Annotated in this window: 17 protein-coding genes; 14 read left to right on the top strand and 3 right to left on the bottom strand. The window is 41.1% G+C overall.

Annotated elements, in window-relative coordinates; all coding sequences use genetic code 11:
* Positions 1-242: 242 nt before the first annotated feature.
* Both arsS and AB8P51_RS05930 read right to left on the bottom strand, forming a co-directional pair.
* On the bottom strand, positions 243-1,298 hold the full coding sequence (gene arsS, locus AB8P51_RS05935) for an arsenosugar biosynthesis radical SAM (seleno)protein ArsS (protein ID WP_369747872.1): 1,056 nt from the start codon (positions 1,296-1,298) through the stop codon (positions 243-245).
* Positions 1,299-1,344: 46 nt separating this feature from the next.
* A complete protein-coding gene (locus tag AB8P51_RS05930) occupies positions 1,345-1,680 on the bottom strand; it encodes an arsenosugar biosynthesis-associated peroxidase-like protein (RefSeq protein WP_369747871.1) in 336 nt (111 codons plus the stop codon).
* 447 nt (positions 1,681-2,127) lie between these two features.
* Between AB8P51_RS05930 and AB8P51_RS05925 the strand changes: the two genes are divergently transcribed.
* On the top strand, positions 2,128-2,913 hold the full coding sequence (locus tag AB8P51_RS05925) for a patatin-like phospholipase family protein (RefSeq protein ID WP_369747870.1): 786 nt from the start codon (positions 2,128-2,130) through the stop codon (positions 2,911-2,913).
* A 14-nt stretch (positions 2,914-2,927) separates the two neighbouring features.
* Here AB8P51_RS05925 and AB8P51_RS05920 read toward each other — a convergent pair whose 3' ends face one another.
* Positions 2,928-3,971: a 2Fe-2S iron-sulfur cluster-binding protein gene (locus tag AB8P51_RS05920; protein ID WP_369747869.1), complete on the bottom strand. Its 1,044-nt coding sequence runs from the start codon at positions 3,969-3,971 to the stop codon at positions 2,928-2,930.
* 128 nt (positions 3,972-4,099) lie between these two features.
* Here AB8P51_RS05920 and AB8P51_RS05915 point away from each other — a divergent pair, with 128 nt between their 5' ends.
* From AB8P51_RS05915 to AB8P51_RS05855, 13 genes are all read left to right on the top strand, one after another.
* On the top strand, positions 4,100-5,581 hold the full coding sequence (locus AB8P51_RS05915) for a DUF5687 family protein (RefSeq protein WP_369747868.1): 1,482 nt from the start codon (positions 4,100-4,102) through the stop codon (positions 5,579-5,581).
* A gap of 15 nt (positions 5,582-5,596) precedes the next feature.
* A complete protein-coding gene (locus AB8P51_RS05910) occupies positions 5,597-6,292 on the top strand; it encodes an ABC transporter ATP-binding protein (protein ID WP_369747867.1) in 696 nt (231 codons plus the stop codon).
* A gap of 127 nt (positions 6,293-6,419) precedes the next feature.
* Positions 6,420-8,972 (top strand): hypothetical protein, encoded by a 2,553-nt coding sequence (locus AB8P51_RS05905; RefSeq protein WP_369747866.1) that lies wholly within the window; start codon positions 6,420-6,422, stop codon positions 8,970-8,972.
* Between the two features lie 4 nt (positions 8,973-8,976).
* Positions 8,977-9,453: a polymer-forming cytoskeletal protein gene (locus AB8P51_RS05900; protein ID WP_369747865.1), complete on the top strand. Its 477-nt coding sequence runs from the start codon at positions 8,977-8,979 to the stop codon at positions 9,451-9,453.
* On the top strand, positions 9,431-9,661 hold the full coding sequence (locus tag AB8P51_RS05895; protein WP_369747864.1) for an AtpZ/AtpI family protein: 231 nt from the start codon (positions 9,431-9,433) through the stop codon (positions 9,659-9,661). Before AB8P51_RS05900 ends, AB8P51_RS05895 begins: the two co-directional genes overlap by 23 nt.
* Positions 9,661-10,053, top strand: a complete 393-nt coding sequence (locus AB8P51_RS05890; RefSeq protein ID WP_369747863.1) for a DUF6168 family protein — start codon at positions 9,661-9,663, stop codon at positions 10,051-10,053. Before AB8P51_RS05895 ends, AB8P51_RS05890 begins: the two co-directional genes overlap by 1 nt.
* A 119-nt stretch (positions 10,054-10,172) precedes the next feature.
* Positions 10,173-11,303 carry a F0F1 ATP synthase subunit A gene (gene atpB / locus AB8P51_RS05885; RefSeq protein ID WP_369747862.1) on the top strand — a complete coding sequence of 377 codons (1,131 nt, stop codon included), beginning with the start codon at positions 10,173-10,175 and terminating at the stop codon, positions 11,301-11,303.
* Positions 11,304-11,358: 55 nt separating this feature from the next.
* Positions 11,359-11,553, top strand: coding sequence for an ATP synthase F0 subunit C (gene atpE / locus AB8P51_RS05880; RefSeq protein WP_369747861.1), 195 nt, complete (start codon positions 11,359-11,361; stop codon positions 11,551-11,553).
* Positions 11,554-11,631: 78 nt separating this feature from the next.
* Entirely contained in the window at positions 11,632-12,132 is a 501-nt protein-coding gene (locus AB8P51_RS05875; protein WP_369747860.1) for a F0F1 ATP synthase subunit B, read from the top strand.
* A gap of 5 nt (positions 12,133-12,137) precedes the next feature.
* Positions 12,138-12,677, top strand: coding sequence for an ATP synthase F1 subunit delta (gene atpH, locus AB8P51_RS05870; RefSeq protein ID WP_369747858.1), 540 nt, complete (start codon positions 12,138-12,140; stop codon positions 12,675-12,677).
* Positions 12,678-12,730: 53 nt separating this feature from the next.
* A complete protein-coding gene (gene atpA, locus AB8P51_RS05865; protein WP_369747857.1) occupies positions 12,731-14,311 on the top strand; it encodes a F0F1 ATP synthase subunit alpha in 1,581 nt (526 codons plus the stop codon).
* A 20-nt stretch (positions 14,312-14,331) separates the two neighbouring features.
* A complete protein-coding gene (gene atpG / locus AB8P51_RS05860) occupies positions 14,332-15,192 on the top strand; it encodes an ATP synthase F1 subunit gamma (RefSeq protein ID WP_369747856.1) in 861 nt (286 codons plus the stop codon).
* A gap of 119 nt (positions 15,193-15,311) precedes the next feature.
* Positions 15,312-15,830, top strand: coding sequence for a hypothetical protein (locus AB8P51_RS05855; protein ID WP_369747855.1), 519 nt, complete (start codon positions 15,312-15,314; stop codon positions 15,828-15,830).
* Positions 15,831-15,883 lie beyond the last annotated feature (53 nt).

Here is a 15,883-nt window from a genome sequence, read left to right as displayed (position 1 = left end):
TTTGGGTTTTGGGTTAATAAGACCATGTGGTCTATAACAAAGAACCCTCGAACTGTAATTTTACTAAAGACTGTAGGGTGAAGCCTCTTAAAAAATCGATGAGAAGTTAAAATTCGGATGAAATACCCACTTTAGGCCTTAGTCAACCGACCACTTGGTCGGTTTTTTTTCCCGACAAAAGGTAAATATGGGATGAATAGGGAGTTGAATTGGGGATAAACAGGGCAGTAAATAATGAAATATCAGGTTACAACTCCCTGGCAACTGCTACCTGCCCCGGCAGTACACCCATAACAGTGTTGCGAAATGATAATGTTGCGATTCTGAAGGATATCCTCATTGTATTCCCTAATATGCTGAACCTTACTGGCTACTTTCAAATCGAGCATCTGATTAAAATCACAATCGTATAACCATCCATCCCAACTTACCGATATGGTATTGGTGCACATTACGTTCTGCACGGCCGAAGGATTATAGGCATCGACAAGGGAGTACATATAATCTTCATAATTTTCCGAAGCAATTAAATAATCCAGAAAGCGGGATATCGGCAAATTTGTGATTGCAAACAGATTGTGAAAATCAATATTGAAGTCTTCCTTCAGGGCCTTTTTAAAATCGCGTTCTAATGCCGCCTGGTCCGCAGGGAGGTATGCCCCGGAAGGATTGTATACCAGATCGAGCCGGAGAGAACTATCGGGCATTCCATATCCCACGGCATTTAGTTCCTGCAGCGCCTTAATCGACTTATCAAAAACGCCGTCACCCCTCTGCTTGTCGGTTTTACCCTTTGTATAATGAGGCATTGATGAGACTACATGAATATTGTAATCTTTAAAAAACTGAGGGAGATCGTGATACTTTTTATTGGCCCGAATGATCGTCAGGTTAGACCGCACTATAAAATCCTGAATACCGGCCTTTGATGCCTCTTCTACAAACCAGCGGAAGTTAGGATTCATTTCAGGAGCACCGCCCGTAAGGTCGAGGGTATGCGCCCCTGTATTTCTTATGACTTCCAGGCACAACTCCATAGTTTCCCTGGTCATAATCTCTTTCCTGTCTGGACCTGCATCTACATGGCAATGTTCACAAACCTGATTGCACATATATCCCACATTTATCTGAAGGATCTCTAAACTTCTGGGTTTTAATGGGAACTCACCGATTTCGGCAATCTTATCTTTGAAGTAGGGTAATTCCCCTTCCTTAAACAGACCTCCGTTGAGAATTTCAAGTTGCCTGTGATTATCCGCTAATTCTAAATGCCTTGCTTTAAGAGATTTTGTAGCCATTCTGGTCTAATCGAAATTGTAAATGTAGGATGCAGTGAATTACATCCTACATGCTTAATTTGTTGTATTTATTCATCATTTGAACTCCATGTACAAGGGTAGCTCCACTTTCAATGGCAGCACCTGCATGAACTGCTTCCATCATTTCTTCTTTAGTAATGCCCCTTTGGAGACCGTCTTTTGTATAGGCATCTATGCAATAAGGACATTTCACTACGTGCGATACCGCCAGGGCGATAAGGGATTTTTCTCTGGCCGATAGTGCACCTTCCTCAAAAACCTTGTTGTAATAATCAAAAAATTTGGTCCCCAATTCCTCACTCCACTCAGTGATATTTCCAAATTTCCTTAAATCCGCCGGGTCGTAATATGAATTTGCCATGGTTTAATCGTTTAGTTTGACTTCAAAAGTATTAATAATAGGGGGGAATATATTCAGTGAGTCCTACTCAAAATTAATTCAAATTGACTTTTGCTTTATCGCTGCGAAATATGTCCGCCTTCCCTTGGTCGCCATAATTTGCCAAACTTACAATGAATTCTATGGAGATTTGCCTCAATTTTAGACCATATTCAGACTATAAATGCAATTCAGAAATTTCATATATCAGTTTTTACAAAACCGACCACATGGTTTCTTCTTTCTGCTATTTAATCCTCTTAGTCATTCCAATTTATGGATTAACGGTATGGCATTAAAGGTAAACGTAAAGATTTTGATACCTGGTTCTGCCCTGCCTATTAATTACAAACCGATTAGTTGGTAAATTTGGAATTAGATTCGATTCGAATCGATGCTTTATCCTTAGTTTTGGTTAGCTTTTTTGATATGGACACTACAGAGTTACAAAAGAAGACAATTGGACTGGTTCTTTCCGGAGGGGGAGTTAGAGGAATGGGTCATATTGGTATGCTAAAAGCACTGAAAGAACACGGTATTGAACCTTCAGTTGTTTCAGGGAGCAGTGCCGGAGCATTGGTAGGTGCACTTTATGCCAGTGGCCGAACAACAGAGGATATGCTGGCATTTTTTAAAGAAACCCCCTTGTTTAAGTACAGTTTTCTTACAATCAACAAACCTGGTCTTGTAGATACCGAGCGCTATTATGATATTTTCCGGGAATACATCCCGTTTGAGAACTTTGAAGCCTTAAGCAAGAAGTTATTTGTTGTGGCAACTAATCTTCAAAAAGGTACGGAAGAAGTCTTTTCCGAGGGGGAACTGATAATGCCCTTACTCGCCTCCGCAGCACTTCCACCGGTTTTTAGTCCGGTTGAAATGAATAATACCTTATACGCTGATGGGGGAATAATGAACAACTTTCCCACAGATCCATTAAAGGGGAAGGTCGATTTCGTTATCGGGAGTAACGTTACTATGATAAGGGAATTAAGAAAGAATGAGATTAAGTCGTCTTATCAACTGGCTTCCCGTACAACGAGCCTGATGGTCTATGCTGTCAACAGAGAAAAAATCAAAAGCTGTGATCTAATTCTTGAACCCCGCGATTTAGAGGATATAGGGGCATTGGATAAGAAAGGGATAGAAAAAGCATACAATGCGGGCTACGACAATGCTTCCCGTGTACTGGAGAAGCTATTTGTAACCTCCTGATTCCAGGCTAAGCCCTATACGTCGTCATAATCTATTTTCAGAGCTGGCGTCAGCGGGTGGGCCTGACAGGTCAGGATAAAACCTTCCTCTATTTCACTGTCTGTAAGAATCTGATTTTTTACCATTTCGGCTTTTCCCTCAGTTACCCTGGCAATACAGGTGCTGCAAACTCCTCCCTGACATGAGTAAGGAGCATCGATATTTTCATTTAATACGGCATCTAACACCAGTTTCTTTTTGTCCATGACAAAAGTAAATACCTCATCATCTAAAGTGACTTCTACCTGAGTCTCCCCTTTTAAGTCGGATACATCCTCTTCATGTGATGTGGTAAAGAGTTCATAATGAACCTTGTCCTCTGGAATTTCATTTTTCCCCAGGGTTTCCTTTACACTGTTGATCATTCCTTCCGGTCCACAGATATAAAAGTGATCGAAAGAGCGATCCTTAAACTTATTCTTAACGATCAGGTTAACAGTAGAACTGTCTATACGCCCTTGCAGTGCATCTTCTTCCCTGGATCTGCTATAAATGAATTCAATAAAAAACCTATCGGTATGTTTTTTAGCAAAGGCCTCAATTTCCTCCTGATACATGGTTTCCTCCGGGGATTGATTCCCATAAACCAGAACAAAAGTGTTTTCAGGATGACTGTTGAGGACACTCTCAATGATACTCATAATCGGTGTGATTCCGCTTCCCGCAGCAAAAGCACAAATATGCTGAGCTGTATTTGCAGGAGTAAATAAAAAATGACCTTTTGGAGGCATCACCTCAATAGAATCATTCTCTTTCAGATGATCGTTGGCCCAGGGAGAGAAAATTCCGCCGTCCACTTTTTTTATACCCACAGTTAATTCTGGCTCAGAAGGGGCACTGGATATAGAATAAGCTCTTCGGACTTCTTTTCCGTCGATTTCTTGTTTTAATGTGAGATGTTGCCCTGCATCAAATTGAAATGTTTCCTTGAGATCACCAGGAACGCTTAGTGAAATAGCAACTGAGCTGGGGGTTAACGACCTTACTCCGGAAACTTTCAGCTTATAAAATGTGCTCATTCTGCAAATTTTTTTGCAAAACTAAGGAATGGGGAAGTAATTCATATACATTTCAATAAATATCTCACTTTTGTAACAAATACTATATTTGGCGTACTAATCCTGAAAATTGAATTGACCAACCTTCTATGTTAAAGCATTTTTTTACCCTCCAGTGGAAGTCATTTTTCCGAGCTGCCTCCTTTAAAACGAATCTTGCCTTTAAGATTTTTATGATTTTTGGAGCCCTTTATTTTATCCTTGCTTTTCTCGCAATGGGCTTCGGGTCCTATTTCATTATAAAGAAGCAAGGCCTGGGCGACCCTTTGCGTGTAGTGAATCAATTTATGATTTATTACCTGGTGGGGGATTTATACATACGGTATATGTTCCAGAAAATGCCCATCCTGAACATAAAACCACTTCTTTACATGCCCTTTAAAAAGAGTCAGGTGGTAAAATACTCCCTCGGGAAGACAGTTTTTTCTTTTTTTAACTGGATGCATGCCTTTTTCTTTATTCCTTTTTCTATTGTTTTGATTACTCAGGACTATGACCCCTTAGCAGTTATCAGCTGGCACGTTGGCCTCATGGCGCTTTTCTTTTGCAACAATTTTCTGAATATAATGATGAATAACAAGGATGCGATATTCTATCCTATGGTAGGTGTATTAGCAGTTCTTGGAATTTGCCAGTACAACGGTTGGTTTGACATTACCGTTTTTACAGCACCTATATTCAATTCCTTTTTCGACCTGCCTTACGGCCCCGTTTACTCCCTGATCCCTTGTTTACTCCTTCTCGGTCTGGTGATCGCCTCATACAGTTATTTCAGAAAGCATATGTACCTCGACGGAGGCCTGGCCACTAAGCATACCGAGGCTAAATCTGAGGATTATACATGGCTTAACCGCTTTGGGAACCTGGGCACCTTTTTAAAGAATGATATCAAACTTATAAGAAGAAACAAAAGATCCAAGACCACTGTAATACTGAGTGTTTTATTCATTTTCTATGGCTTACTATTTGGTTCGGGAATGCTTGAAGTTTATGAAGGACCGGTTTGGTCGATTTTTGCCGGAATTTTTGTCTCAGGGGGATTTTTATTCAGTTTTGGTCAGTTTGTACCGAGCTGGGACAGTTCTTACTACCCGTTGATGATGAGTCAGAATATACAATATCGTGAGTACCTCGACTCAAAATGGTATTTGATAGTTATTGCGACGGTGATCAGCACTTTGTTATCTTCCTTTTATCTGTATTTTGGATGGGAATTTTATCTGGCCATCATCGTTGGCGCTATTTATAACATCGGGGTGAATTCTTATTTAGTTTTATGGGGCGGTGCTTATATCAAAACTCCTATCGATTTAACGTCCAATAAGAAAGCATTTGGAGATAAGCAGGCTTTTAATGTTAAAACAATGCTGCTAACCATCCCAAAATTGCTATTGCCCATAGTAGTGTTTGCAGGGGGGTATTATCTGATTAATCCGATAGCGGGCTATGTCGCTGTAGCCCTGTCCGGAGTGCTTGGTTTTGTTTTTAAAGATCAGGTGTTCAGGATGATCGAAAAAATATATAAAAAAGAGAAGTACAAGACGCTACTGGCGTATAAACAAACAGATTAAATACATCACAACAATATGATTACAGTTCACGATCTCACAAAAACATATGGAACCCAGACTGTTCTGAACATACCTTCACTGGAGATACCAAAAGGGCAAAGCTTCGGACTTGTAGGGAATAATGGGGCGGGTAAGACTACCTTTTTCAGCTTACTTCTCGACCTGATTCAGCCAACGACCGGCAAGATCATCAACAATGAGGTGCAAGTTGATGTAAGCGAGGGATGGAAGCCCTTTACATCTGCTTTTATTGATGAGACTTTTCTGATCGGATACCTCACGCCTGAAGAGTATTTTTATTTTATCGGGGAATTAAGGGGCCGTAACAAAGCTGATGTAGATGCCCTGGTCAGTAATTTTGAAAACTTTTTCCACGGGGAAATCCTCGGACAGAAGAAATACCTCAGAGACCTTTCTAAAGGAAACCAGAAAAAAGTAGGTATTGTCGCCTCATTTATAGGGGATCCCGAAGTTGTCATCCTCGATGAACCCTTCGCAAATCTTGACCCCACAACCCAGATACGGTTAAAACAGATTATCAAAGATCTTGCAAACAACAAGGATGTTACAGTTTTGGTTTCCAGCCACGATCTGATACACGTCACAGAGGTATGTGAACGGATCGTTGTTTTGAACAAGGGTGATATCGTCAGGGATATTCAAACATCACCTCAGACGCTGAAAGAATTAGAGACGTTTTTTGCAGGTTAATTTTCAGGAAATCTCCTTTTAAACTATCCCCTTATACATCATTAGGGGAATTCTATGCATTTTATCGAGTAGCTGTATAATAAACGGGGGCTTTTACAGTTTACATAGGGTACGAACATCGCGAATTTTGAAGCTTCGAAATACAATTCACATCCTCTGGCTTTCCGGAATCCTTTTGTTGAGTTCCTGCTCAACTAAAAAGGACGCCTTTGTCAACCGCAACTGGCACGCGTTGAATACCAAGTACAATGTACTCTACAACGGAAACCTCGCCTTTGAAGAAGGAAGGGATCAATTAAATGAATCTTATCGGGATAATTACTGGGAAGTGTTGCCGGTAGAGCGACTTGAAGTGAAAGATGAGATAAAACTCGATTCCGAAGATAACAATCCCAATTTTGAACGGGCAGAAGACAAAGCCACCAAGGCGATCCAGAAACACAGTATGGAAATCGGGAATCAGGAACGCAATCCTCAAACCGATGAGGCATTTCTGCTACTGGGGAAGGCCCGTTATTTTGATCAGCGTTATGTTCCGGCCATCGAAGCTTTTAATTACGTACTGCAAAAATATGCTGAGAGTGATAAGCTAAACGAAGCCACCATATGGCGCGAAAAGACAAATATTCGCCTCGAAAATGATGAGCTGGCCATCAAGAATCTTAAGAGGTTATTGAAATATGAAAAACTGAAGGATCAGGAATACGCTGATGCCAGAGCGATGTTGGCTCAGGCCTATATCAACCTGAACGCACCCGATACCGCCATTCAGCAGTTAAAAATCGCCTCGGCTTACACCAGAAAAAACTCGGAAAAAGGCCGGTATTACTTTATAATAGGTCAGTTGTATAATGAATTAGGATTCAGGGATAGTGCCAATTTGGCCTTTAATGAAATTATCGATCTGGGACGAAGTACACCAAGGGTGTACTGGGTAAATGCCCATTTGCATAAAATCAGGAATACCGAGGTGACAGAAGAAAACAAAGAAGAACTATCCGAATACCTCACTTGGCTGGAACTAAATAGGGAAAACCGCCCTTTCCTTGACAAAATCTTCAGAGAAATAGCTGTATATCACAATACCCTCGGGAAGGATAGTCTTTCCCTGGCTTATTATAACAAATCCCTTGCCGCTACAGATAATTCGCCCCAAATTCTGGCCCTTAATTACGAAGATCTGGCCGAATATCATTTCGATGAGAACAATTACAAGGTAGCAGGCGCTTACTTTGACAGTGTCTTGCCAAATTTGCCTGAAAATACCAAGAAATACAGGGCGATACGTAAAAAGCTCGATAATCTGGAGGACGTCATCACCTACGAGAATACGGTTCAGTATACCGATAGTGTGATCTCCTTATACAGGATGCCACAAACTGAAAGAGAGGCATTTTTTCAGGCTTATATCGATAAGCTAAAAGCACAGGCTGAAGAGGAAATCGCCAGGGAGGAAGAAAAACTCAGTGCGGGATTTGCGGCTTTTGAAACATCGAAGGGAGGAAAGGAAAATAAGGGAAAATTTTACTTCTACAATATTACCAGTCTTGGATACGGGAAAACCGAATTTAAACGAAGATGGGGCAACAGGGCGTTGGAAGACAATTGGCGCTGGAGCAATAAGGCAAGTGCACAGACCCTGGACACCAATAACATTGATGCATTAGCTGTAGAGGACGGACCAGAGATACTAACAGAAGAGCAAAAGTATTCCCTGGAATACTACCTCGCTAAAGTTCCTACAAGCAAGGAGGTAATTGATAGCCTATCGAGAGAACGCAATTTTGCAAATTATCAATTGGGGCTTATTTATAAGGAAAAATTTAAAGAAAATCTTCTGGCAGCGGGGAAACTGGAAGAAGTCCTGAAATCACAACCTGAGGAGCGACTGATACTGCCTTCTAAATACAATTTGTATAAGATCTACGAAGAAGTTGGCAGTCCACTTGCTTCAACTATGAAAGAGAACATTATTAACAACCATCCTAGTTCGCGATATGCTGAGATTCTGCTAAATCCCAGAGCAGTGCTGGAAGCTTCCGAAGATGGTCCTGAAGCACAATACGCCAGGCTCTATAAGCTTTTTGAAAAACAGGAGTTCCTCCGTGTAATTACCGGGGCCGAAGAAACCATTAACCGCTTTACCGGCGACCCCATTGTCCCGAAACTGGAAATGCTGAAGGCAACTGCCATTGGCCGATTACAGGGATTCAAGGAGTTTAAGGAGGCCCTGAACTACGTAGCCCTGAATTATCCCAATCAAGCTGAAGGAAAGAAAGCACAGCAGATAGTGGCCGAACAATTGCCCAAGCTCGAACCGAATGGATTCTCATCAGAAAGTGTTGAGCCTCAGGGAAATTGGAAAGTGGTCTTCCCATTTAAGAGAAGCAATGATGAAGAGGCATTGCGGCTCCTGAAGCGCCTCAGGCAAACCATAGAGGATCTCAGGTACTCTAATATCGTTTCTAAAGACATCTATAATCTTGAAGATGAATTCGTTGTGGTACACGGATTCAAATCACGAGATTTTGCTTTGGGTTTTACCGAACTGCTAAAAAACAACAAAGATTACCGAATCCGTAATGAGAATTTTGTAATTTTATCTGACAACTATAAAACAATACAGATTCATAAAAATTTAAAAGATTACAAGAGACTCAAATTAACCCCAAAACCCTAGATCCATGTTTTCAGATAACAAAAAACCCAAAGCTATGACTGAATTAGGAGGACAACCCAACAGAATTGAAAAACACACTAAAATTAAAGGCGATATTGTTTCAGAAGCCGATTTCAGAATTGACGGTAAGTTAAACGGAAATCTAAAGACTTCCGGAAAAGTCGTTATTGGGAAAGACGGATATATCCATGGTAAAGTGGAATGTCTCAATGCTGATATTGAAGGTAATTTCAATGGCGAATTACTGGTCTCAGAACTTCTCACTTTAAAATCCTCTGCCTTCATTGAAGGCACAGTGGCGGTGGCAAAACTTGCGGTAGAACCAGGAGCAACTTTCAACGCCTCCTGTAATATGAAGGGTAAAGGCGCATCGAATACGACTACTCCAAGTCAGCCTGCCGGTTCTACATCTACATCTTCTTCTTCCGCCTACAAATCGTCAGCGGCACAGAGTAAAAATGAACCAGCAAAAGCCTCCTAAAGGAAAAAGTCCGCTTAAGAATATTGCCATTTTATCCGGAATAGGGATTGAAATGGGGGTAATTATCTATCTGGCGGCTCAGGGTGGAATATGGCTTGATGAGCACTATCAGACCGAAAAAAGGGTATTTACAGCAGTGGCCACTATTATTGGAGTGGCTATTGCCATTTATGTTGTCCTTCTTCAGTTAAAAAGAATTAAATATTGATGAAAGCCACCCGATTACTGTTTGCTTTTTTTATTCTTTTGCTTTCATCACTCCTGATTTCTCTGTGGCTGCATTTACAGGTGCAACAATACTTATCGATAGAGAAATGGTCCGATATGTTGCTAATGTCCTATATCTTGAATTTTATTCTGGCAGCAGCTATCTTTCTGATCCTCTATAGTTTAAGGAAAAAATTTAAAAATCAGATCGGATTCTTGTATATGGGTGGTAGCCTTTTGAAGTTCCTGATCTTTTTTATCTTCTTTTATCCTGCCTATCATGCTGACGGGCTGGTGACAAAATCTGAATTTGCCGCCTTCTTTGTTCCCTACTTATTGTGTCTGATACTTGAAACCGTTTTCACGGCCAAAATCCTTCTCAAAGAAACATAAAGGAAAGCTTCCTTAGCCCTTATCAATAGGCTGTAAAATAAACGCCCAAATGCTTTTTTCTTTTTGGGAGAATAGCTTACATTTGCACCGATTTTTAGCGACCCGCATTTTAAGGCGATATGAGAAGACTTCTTACTGTAAAAATTTTATTGTTTAGTGCCTTTTTCCTCGGTCATAGTCTAATCGCTTCCGCTAAGGAAGATGCATCAGACGGATCAAAAAAGGACATTAAAACAGAGATCAAGGAATATATTGATCACCACCTTAAAGATTCACACGATTTTTCCATTTTTTCTTATACCAAAGACAATGGGGAACATGTTTACGTAGGGATCCCATTACCCGTCATAATCTGGGATGATGGAATAAAGGTTTTTTCATCCTCTAAATTTCATCACGGGGAGACTATTGCCGAGGCCGGGGGAGAATATTACGCCCTAGAGCACGGAAAAATATACAAAACAGATGCAGAAGGGAATCTTTCCCATGACGAGGAAGGTCATATAACAAATTCGAAACCCATCGATTTTTCTATTACCAAGAACGTGGTAATGATGGTTATAACGGGCTTATTGATGCTTTGGTTGTTTTCCAGTCTGGCGCGATCCTACGCCAAAAACAATGGAGTGCCTACCGGCGCTGGCAGGTTTTTTGAGCCGATAGTGATATACATCAGAGATGATATTGCCAGACCTACTATTGGAGAAAAAAGGTATAAAAAGTATATGCCTTTCCTGTTGACTATATTCTTTTTTATCTGGTTTCTTAACATGTTCGGGCTTACGCCATTAGGAATAAACGTTACGGGGAATATCGCCATTACTTTTGGCCTTGCTTTGCTGACATTCCTGATTACCAATTTCACCGGAACCAAGGATTATTGGAAACACCTCGTAGATCCCTTAGGTGATGCGATGCCCTGGTATGGGAAAATCCCTATTTATATCATATTAGTGCCCATCGAATTGCTGGGCCTTATCATCAAACCCTTTGCACTCCTTATCCGATTGTATGCAAATATGCAAGCCGGACACATTGTACTAATGAGTCTTATCGGGTTGATGTTCATTTTTAAAAGTTGGATTGGTAGTTCGTTGTCATTTTTCCTGGCATTTGCGATTACCCTGATTGAAGTGCTGGTGGCTCTGCTGCAGGCGTATATTTTTACGATGTTATCATCTCTTTATTTTGGTTTTGCTTCAGAGGAGCACGATCACCATGAGGAAGAAGCAGAACTGGCACATTTATAAAAGACCTTCTAAGGAGGTATAAAAAATTGAATTTTAATTTTAAACTAGATAGAGTATGGAAATTCCAGTAATGGTAGGTGCAGGTTTGGTAGTAATTGGTGTTGGTATTGGTATTGGTAGAATCGGTGGTTCTGCTATGGAAGCCATTGCCCGTCAGCCAGAGGCCTACGGAAAGATTCAAACAGCGATGCTTATCGTAGCGGCGCTTATTGAAGGTATTGGTTTCGCAGCATTGTTTGCGGTATCCTAATGCACTAAGGGAGAAAGCCGCAACGGTTGGTTGCGGCTGCCCTTTGTTTAAAATTTCAGGTATAAAGTAGATTTTAGTATGGAAAAATTGTTAAATGACTTTTCGTTCGGCTTGTTTGTATGGCAAACGTTGCTTTTCGTATTGCTGCTTTGGCTTATGTATAGATTTGCATGGAAGCCAATTCTGAATGCAATTAATGACAGAGAAGATGGGATTAAGAACGCCCTTGCTGCTGCTGAGGATGCTAAAAAAGAAATGCAGAATGTCACAGCAGATAGCGAAAAGTTATTGCAGGAAGCTCGTGGTGAACGTGAGGCAATGTTGAAAGAGGCCAGGGAGATCAAAGAAAAAATGGTTTCTGATGCTAAAGAGCAGGCGAAAGTGGAAGGAGACAAGATGATTGCACAGGCCAAGGCGACCATTGAAAGCGAAAAAAAGGCAGCTGTTGCTGAAATAAAGAATCAGGTAGCTGATCTTTCAGTTCAAATCGCCGAGAAGGTTCTTAAAGAAGAATTGACCAATAAAGACAAGCAGCTAAAATTGGTTGATAATATGTTAGGCGACATTAAACTTAATTAACCCTCATGAACGAAGCAAGAGCGGCAGCACGTTACGCCAAGGCAATTCTGGACTTTGCGGTAGAGAAGAAAAAGACCGATATCCTGGAAAAGGATATGAGATCTATTGTCGAGACTATCGGGACAAGTAAAGAGTTAAAGGAAATGCTCGCCAGTCCGGTGCTGAAAGGGGAGATGAAGAAAAAAGCCCTCCTCTCCATTTTTAAAGGCTCAGACGCCATAACAGAAGGGCTGATCGATTTGCTGCTTCAAAACAAAAGGATCAACCTTCTGAACGAGGTGGCTCTAAAATATATCATCCTTAATGAGGACCTTAAAGGTGAAGGTGTGGCTTTTGTTACCACAGCAGTGCCTTTATCCGGGGAGTTAGAGAAGAAAGTTCTGAAAGAAGTTTCTAAACTTACCGGAAATAAAATTGTGGTAAAAAACAAAGTAGATAAAAGTATCGTTGGCGGATTCATCCTCAGAGTAGGGGATCTTCAGTACGATGCGAGTATCTCAAACAAATTGAACACCATAAAAAGAGAATTTACTAAAAGCATATAAATTTTAATTGCGGAGACAGGTTAGCCCCTGCTTCGTTTTATATTTTAAATCATATGGCAGGAGTTAAAGCCGCGGAAGTATCGGCAATCTTAAAGAAACAATTATCTGGCTTTGAGGCCAAAGCATCTTTGGATGAAATAGGAACTGTCCTTCAGGTGGGAGACGGTATAGCACGTGTTTACGGCCTCTCCAATGCACAATACGGCGAGTTGGTCGAGTTTGACGGCGGATTGGAAGGGATTGTTCTAAACCTGGAAGAGGATAACGTTGGGGTTGTATTACTGGGACCTACAAAAGAGATTAAGGAGGGGACTACAGTTAAGAGAACTCAGAGAATTGCCTCTATAAATGTTGGAGAAGGAATTACAGGCAGAGTAGTGGATACACTTGGAAATCCAATCGATGGTAAAGGGCCTATTGCAGGGAAAACCTATGAGATGCCCCTTGAAAGGAAAGCTCCCGGAGTTATTTTCCGTCAGCCGGTAAATGAGCCGCTTCAGACAGGTATCAAGGCAATTGATGCTATGATTCCGATCGGCCGGGGACAACGTGAATTAGTAATTGGAGACCGTCAAACCGGTAAAACCACCGTATGTATTGATACTATTATCAATCAGAAGGAATTTTATGATGCAGGAAACCCTGTTTATTGTATCTACGTTGCTATCGGACAGAAGGCTTCAACCGTTGCCAACATTGCAAAGACACTTGAAGACAAAGGAGCTCTGGCCTACACAACTATTGTAGCTGCCAATGCCTCTGATCCTGCCCCCATGCAGGTATATGCTCCATTCGCCGGTGCAGCTATCGGAGAATATTTCAGGGATAGTGGCCGTCCGGCTTTGATTATATATGACGATTTGTCAAAACAGGCGGTGGCTTACAGGGAAGTTTCATTATTACTTCGACGTCCACCGGGAAGGGAAGCATATCCAGGAGACGTTTTCTATCTCCATTCGAGATTGCTTGAAAGGGCAGCAAAGGTTATTGATGATGATGCCATTGCAAAAAACATGAATGACTTACCGGAGCCCATCAGGCCTATGGTCAAAGGGGGCGGATCGCTTACAGCACTGCCGGTGATTGAAACACAGGCAGGTGACGTATCTGCTTATATTCCAACAAACGTGATCTCCATTACCGATGGTCAGATATTCCTCGAGCAGGATTTATTTAACCAGGGTGTAAGACCGGCGATTAACGTGGGGATATCCGTATCAAGGGTTGGTGGAGCGGCTCAGATAAAGTCCATGAAAAAGGTAGCAGGAACACTAAAACTAGACCAGGCACAATTCCGTGAATTGGAAGCTTTTGCCAAGTTCGGTTCCGATCTTGATGCGGCAACTTTGAATGTAATTGAGAAAGGGCGAAGGAACGTTGAGATCCTGAAACAGGCACAAAATGACCCTTTCACGGTAGAAGATCAGGTAGCAATTATCTTTGCGGGCTCAAAGAACCTGCTAAGAGACGTACCTGTTGATAAGGTAAAAGATTTTGAGCAGGATTTTCTGGAATTCTTAAATGCGAAACACCGAGATACGCTCGATTCTTTAAAAGCAGGTAAGTTAACTGATGAAGTTACTGAAACTTTAACTGCAGTTTGTAAAGACCTGGTGAAGAAATATAAGAGTTAAAACTCAGCAGAAGATAAAAAATGGCAAACCTTAAGGAAATACGGAATAGAATAGCGTCGGTTTCTTCAACTATGCAGATTACGAGTGCCATGAAAATGGTTTCGGCTGCCAAGTTAAAGAAAGCACAGGATGCGATTACTGCCATGCGCCCGTATGCCAATAAATTAACTGAGCTTTTGCAGAATTTAAGCGGGAGCCTGGATGCGGATTCCGGTAGTTCTTATGCGGAAGAACGCCCGGTAAATAAAGTGCTGATTGTTTCCATAACCTCTAATCGTGGCTTATGTGGCGCCTTTAATTCTAATATAATAAAGGAATGTATTTCCCTTAAAGCGAATTCTTTTAATGCTCAGGAGGTTCATTTTATGACCATTGGGAAAAAGGGAGCCGATATTCTCAAGAAGAAAAATAAGGTAGTAGCTGATCACAGCAAGGTCTATGATGATCTCACTTTTGACAATATCGCTCAGATCGCGGAGGAGTTAATGTCTTTCTATTTAGAAGGATCTTACGACAAGATTATTCTGGTCTACAATAAGTTTAAAAATGCAGCAACTCAGATACTAATGACAGAGCAATTTCTTCCCATTGTGGCAGAAAATTCTGAATCCGGAAACGCAGTTGATTACATTTTTGAACCTGAGAAAGAGAAAATTGTAATGGAACTCATTCCGAAATCACTAAAAACACAGTTGTATAAAGCTGTACGTGATTCCTTTGCAAGTGAGCACGGTGCCCGAATGACAGCAATGCACAAGGCAACAGATAATGCTTCGGAGCTAAGGGACCAGTTAAAGTTAACTTACAACAAAGCAAGACAAGCAGCGATTACCAATGAAATCCTTGAAATTGTTGGAGGTGCAGAAGCACTGAACAATTAAAATATTTTAATTATTCCAAGATTAAACCCCGACCAAAAGTTGGGGTTTACTTTTTACAATACACCAGAATAAGTACTTTTGGCATCACTATTGAATGCTAATAGGCAAAAGGCTATATCATGAAAAAAATTCCCTTCTATACATTTATTGTTTTATTTGGATTGTTTGGATGCTCTTCTCAGAAAAAACTGAGTTCTGATGCCCCATTTACCATAACAGCTGCAAGTTGTCAGGATTTTGCTTCTGGCAGGGAAGAAGGAGGAACAGGGTTTACCCTTGAATTTCCTTTTGAAGGAGAAGTAAGTTCAATTGATTTTCAAAAAGTTTATTTCAGAGGGCATATATTAAATCCTGAATTAAAAACCCTGGAAGGTGAGAGGGTCCTGGTATGTCGATACGAAAAGAACAAGGCTGATGAGGGTAAAGGCATGGTGTTGCACGCAGACCCCAGGGAAGAAATAGGGAATCAGCCGCCTGCCATGTTAAAGGATAATCAGGAAGATTTTCCTTTTAAATTAGAAGCAGGCGAGGCAGTTATACAGTATTCTTTAACAGGCAAAAAAAAGGTGAACTACTTCAAGCTTTCAGGGGTCAAGGAGAAAATGCCTGTTCAATATCCATCGCGGCCCAAAAACTAACTTTGCTGGCAGGCTTTAAATACCTAATTTTAAGCCATACCTAACACAGCCGC

The organism is Muriicola sp. SD30 (assembly GCF_041205185.1).
Taxonomy (GTDB): Bacteria; Bacteroidota; Bacteroidia; order Flavobacteriales; family Flavobacteriaceae; genus Muriicola.
Note: the sequence above shows the minus strand (reverse complement) of the source record. Positions and strands in the feature narration are given on the sequence as shown.

What these genes read in the sequence shown, in the direction of transcription:
- AB8P51_RS05855 (WP_369747855.1), top strand. Translation starts at nt 15,312, where the DNA reads ATGAAAAAAATTCCCTTCTATACATTTATTGTTTTATTTGGATTGTTT.
- AB8P51_RS05920 (WP_369747869.1), bottom strand. Translation starts at nt 3,971, where the DNA reads ATGAGCACATTTTATAAGCTGAAAGTTTCCGGAGTAAGGTCGTTAACC.
- atpB (WP_369747862.1), top strand. Translation starts at nt 10,173, where the DNA reads ATGAGAAGACTTCTTACTGTAAAAATTTTATTGTTTAGTGCCTTTTTC.
- AB8P51_RS05930 (WP_369747871.1), bottom strand. Translation starts at nt 1,680, where the DNA reads ATGGCAAATTCATATTACGACCCGGCGGATTTAAGGAAATTTGGAAAT.
- AB8P51_RS05910 (WP_369747867.1), top strand. Translation starts at nt 5,597, where the DNA reads ATGATTACAGTTCACGATCTCACAAAAACATATGGAACCCAGACTGTT.
- AB8P51_RS05915 (WP_369747868.1), top strand. Translation starts at nt 4,100, where the DNA reads ATGTTAAAGCATTTTTTTACCCTCCAGTGGAAGTCATTTTTCCGAGCT.
- atpE (WP_369747861.1), top strand. Translation starts at nt 11,359, where the DNA reads ATGGAAATTCCAGTAATGGTAGGTGCAGGTTTGGTAGTAATTGGTGTT.
- AB8P51_RS05890 (WP_369747863.1), top strand. Translation starts at nt 9,661, where the DNA reads ATGAAAGCCACCCGATTACTGTTTGCTTTTTTTATTCTTTTGCTTTCA.
- arsS (WP_369747872.1), bottom strand. Translation starts at nt 1,298, where the DNA reads ATGGCTACAAAATCTCTTAAAGCAAGGCATTTAGAATTAGCGGATAAT.
- AB8P51_RS05875 (WP_369747860.1), top strand. Translation starts at nt 11,632, where the DNA reads ATGGAAAAATTGTTAAATGACTTTTCGTTCGGCTTGTTTGTATGGCAA.
- AB8P51_RS05895 (WP_369747864.1), top strand. Translation starts at nt 9,431, where the DNA reads ATGAACCAGCAAAAGCCTCCTAAAGGAAAAAGTCCGCTTAAGAATATT.
- atpH (WP_369747858.1), top strand. Translation starts at nt 12,138, where the DNA reads ATGAACGAAGCAAGAGCGGCAGCACGTTACGCCAAGGCAATTCTGGAC.
- atpG (WP_369747856.1), top strand. Translation starts at nt 14,332, where the DNA reads ATGGCAAACCTTAAGGAAATACGGAATAGAATAGCGTCGGTTTCTTCA.
- AB8P51_RS05900 (WP_369747865.1), top strand. Translation starts at nt 8,977, where the DNA reads ATGTTTTCAGATAACAAAAAACCCAAAGCTATGACTGAATTAGGAGGA.
- atpA (WP_369747857.1), top strand. Translation starts at nt 12,731, where the DNA reads ATGGCAGGAGTTAAAGCCGCGGAAGTATCGGCAATCTTAAAGAAACAA.
- AB8P51_RS05925 (WP_369747870.1), top strand. Translation starts at nt 2,128, where the DNA reads ATGGACACTACAGAGTTACAAAAGAAGACAATTGGACTGGTTCTTTCC.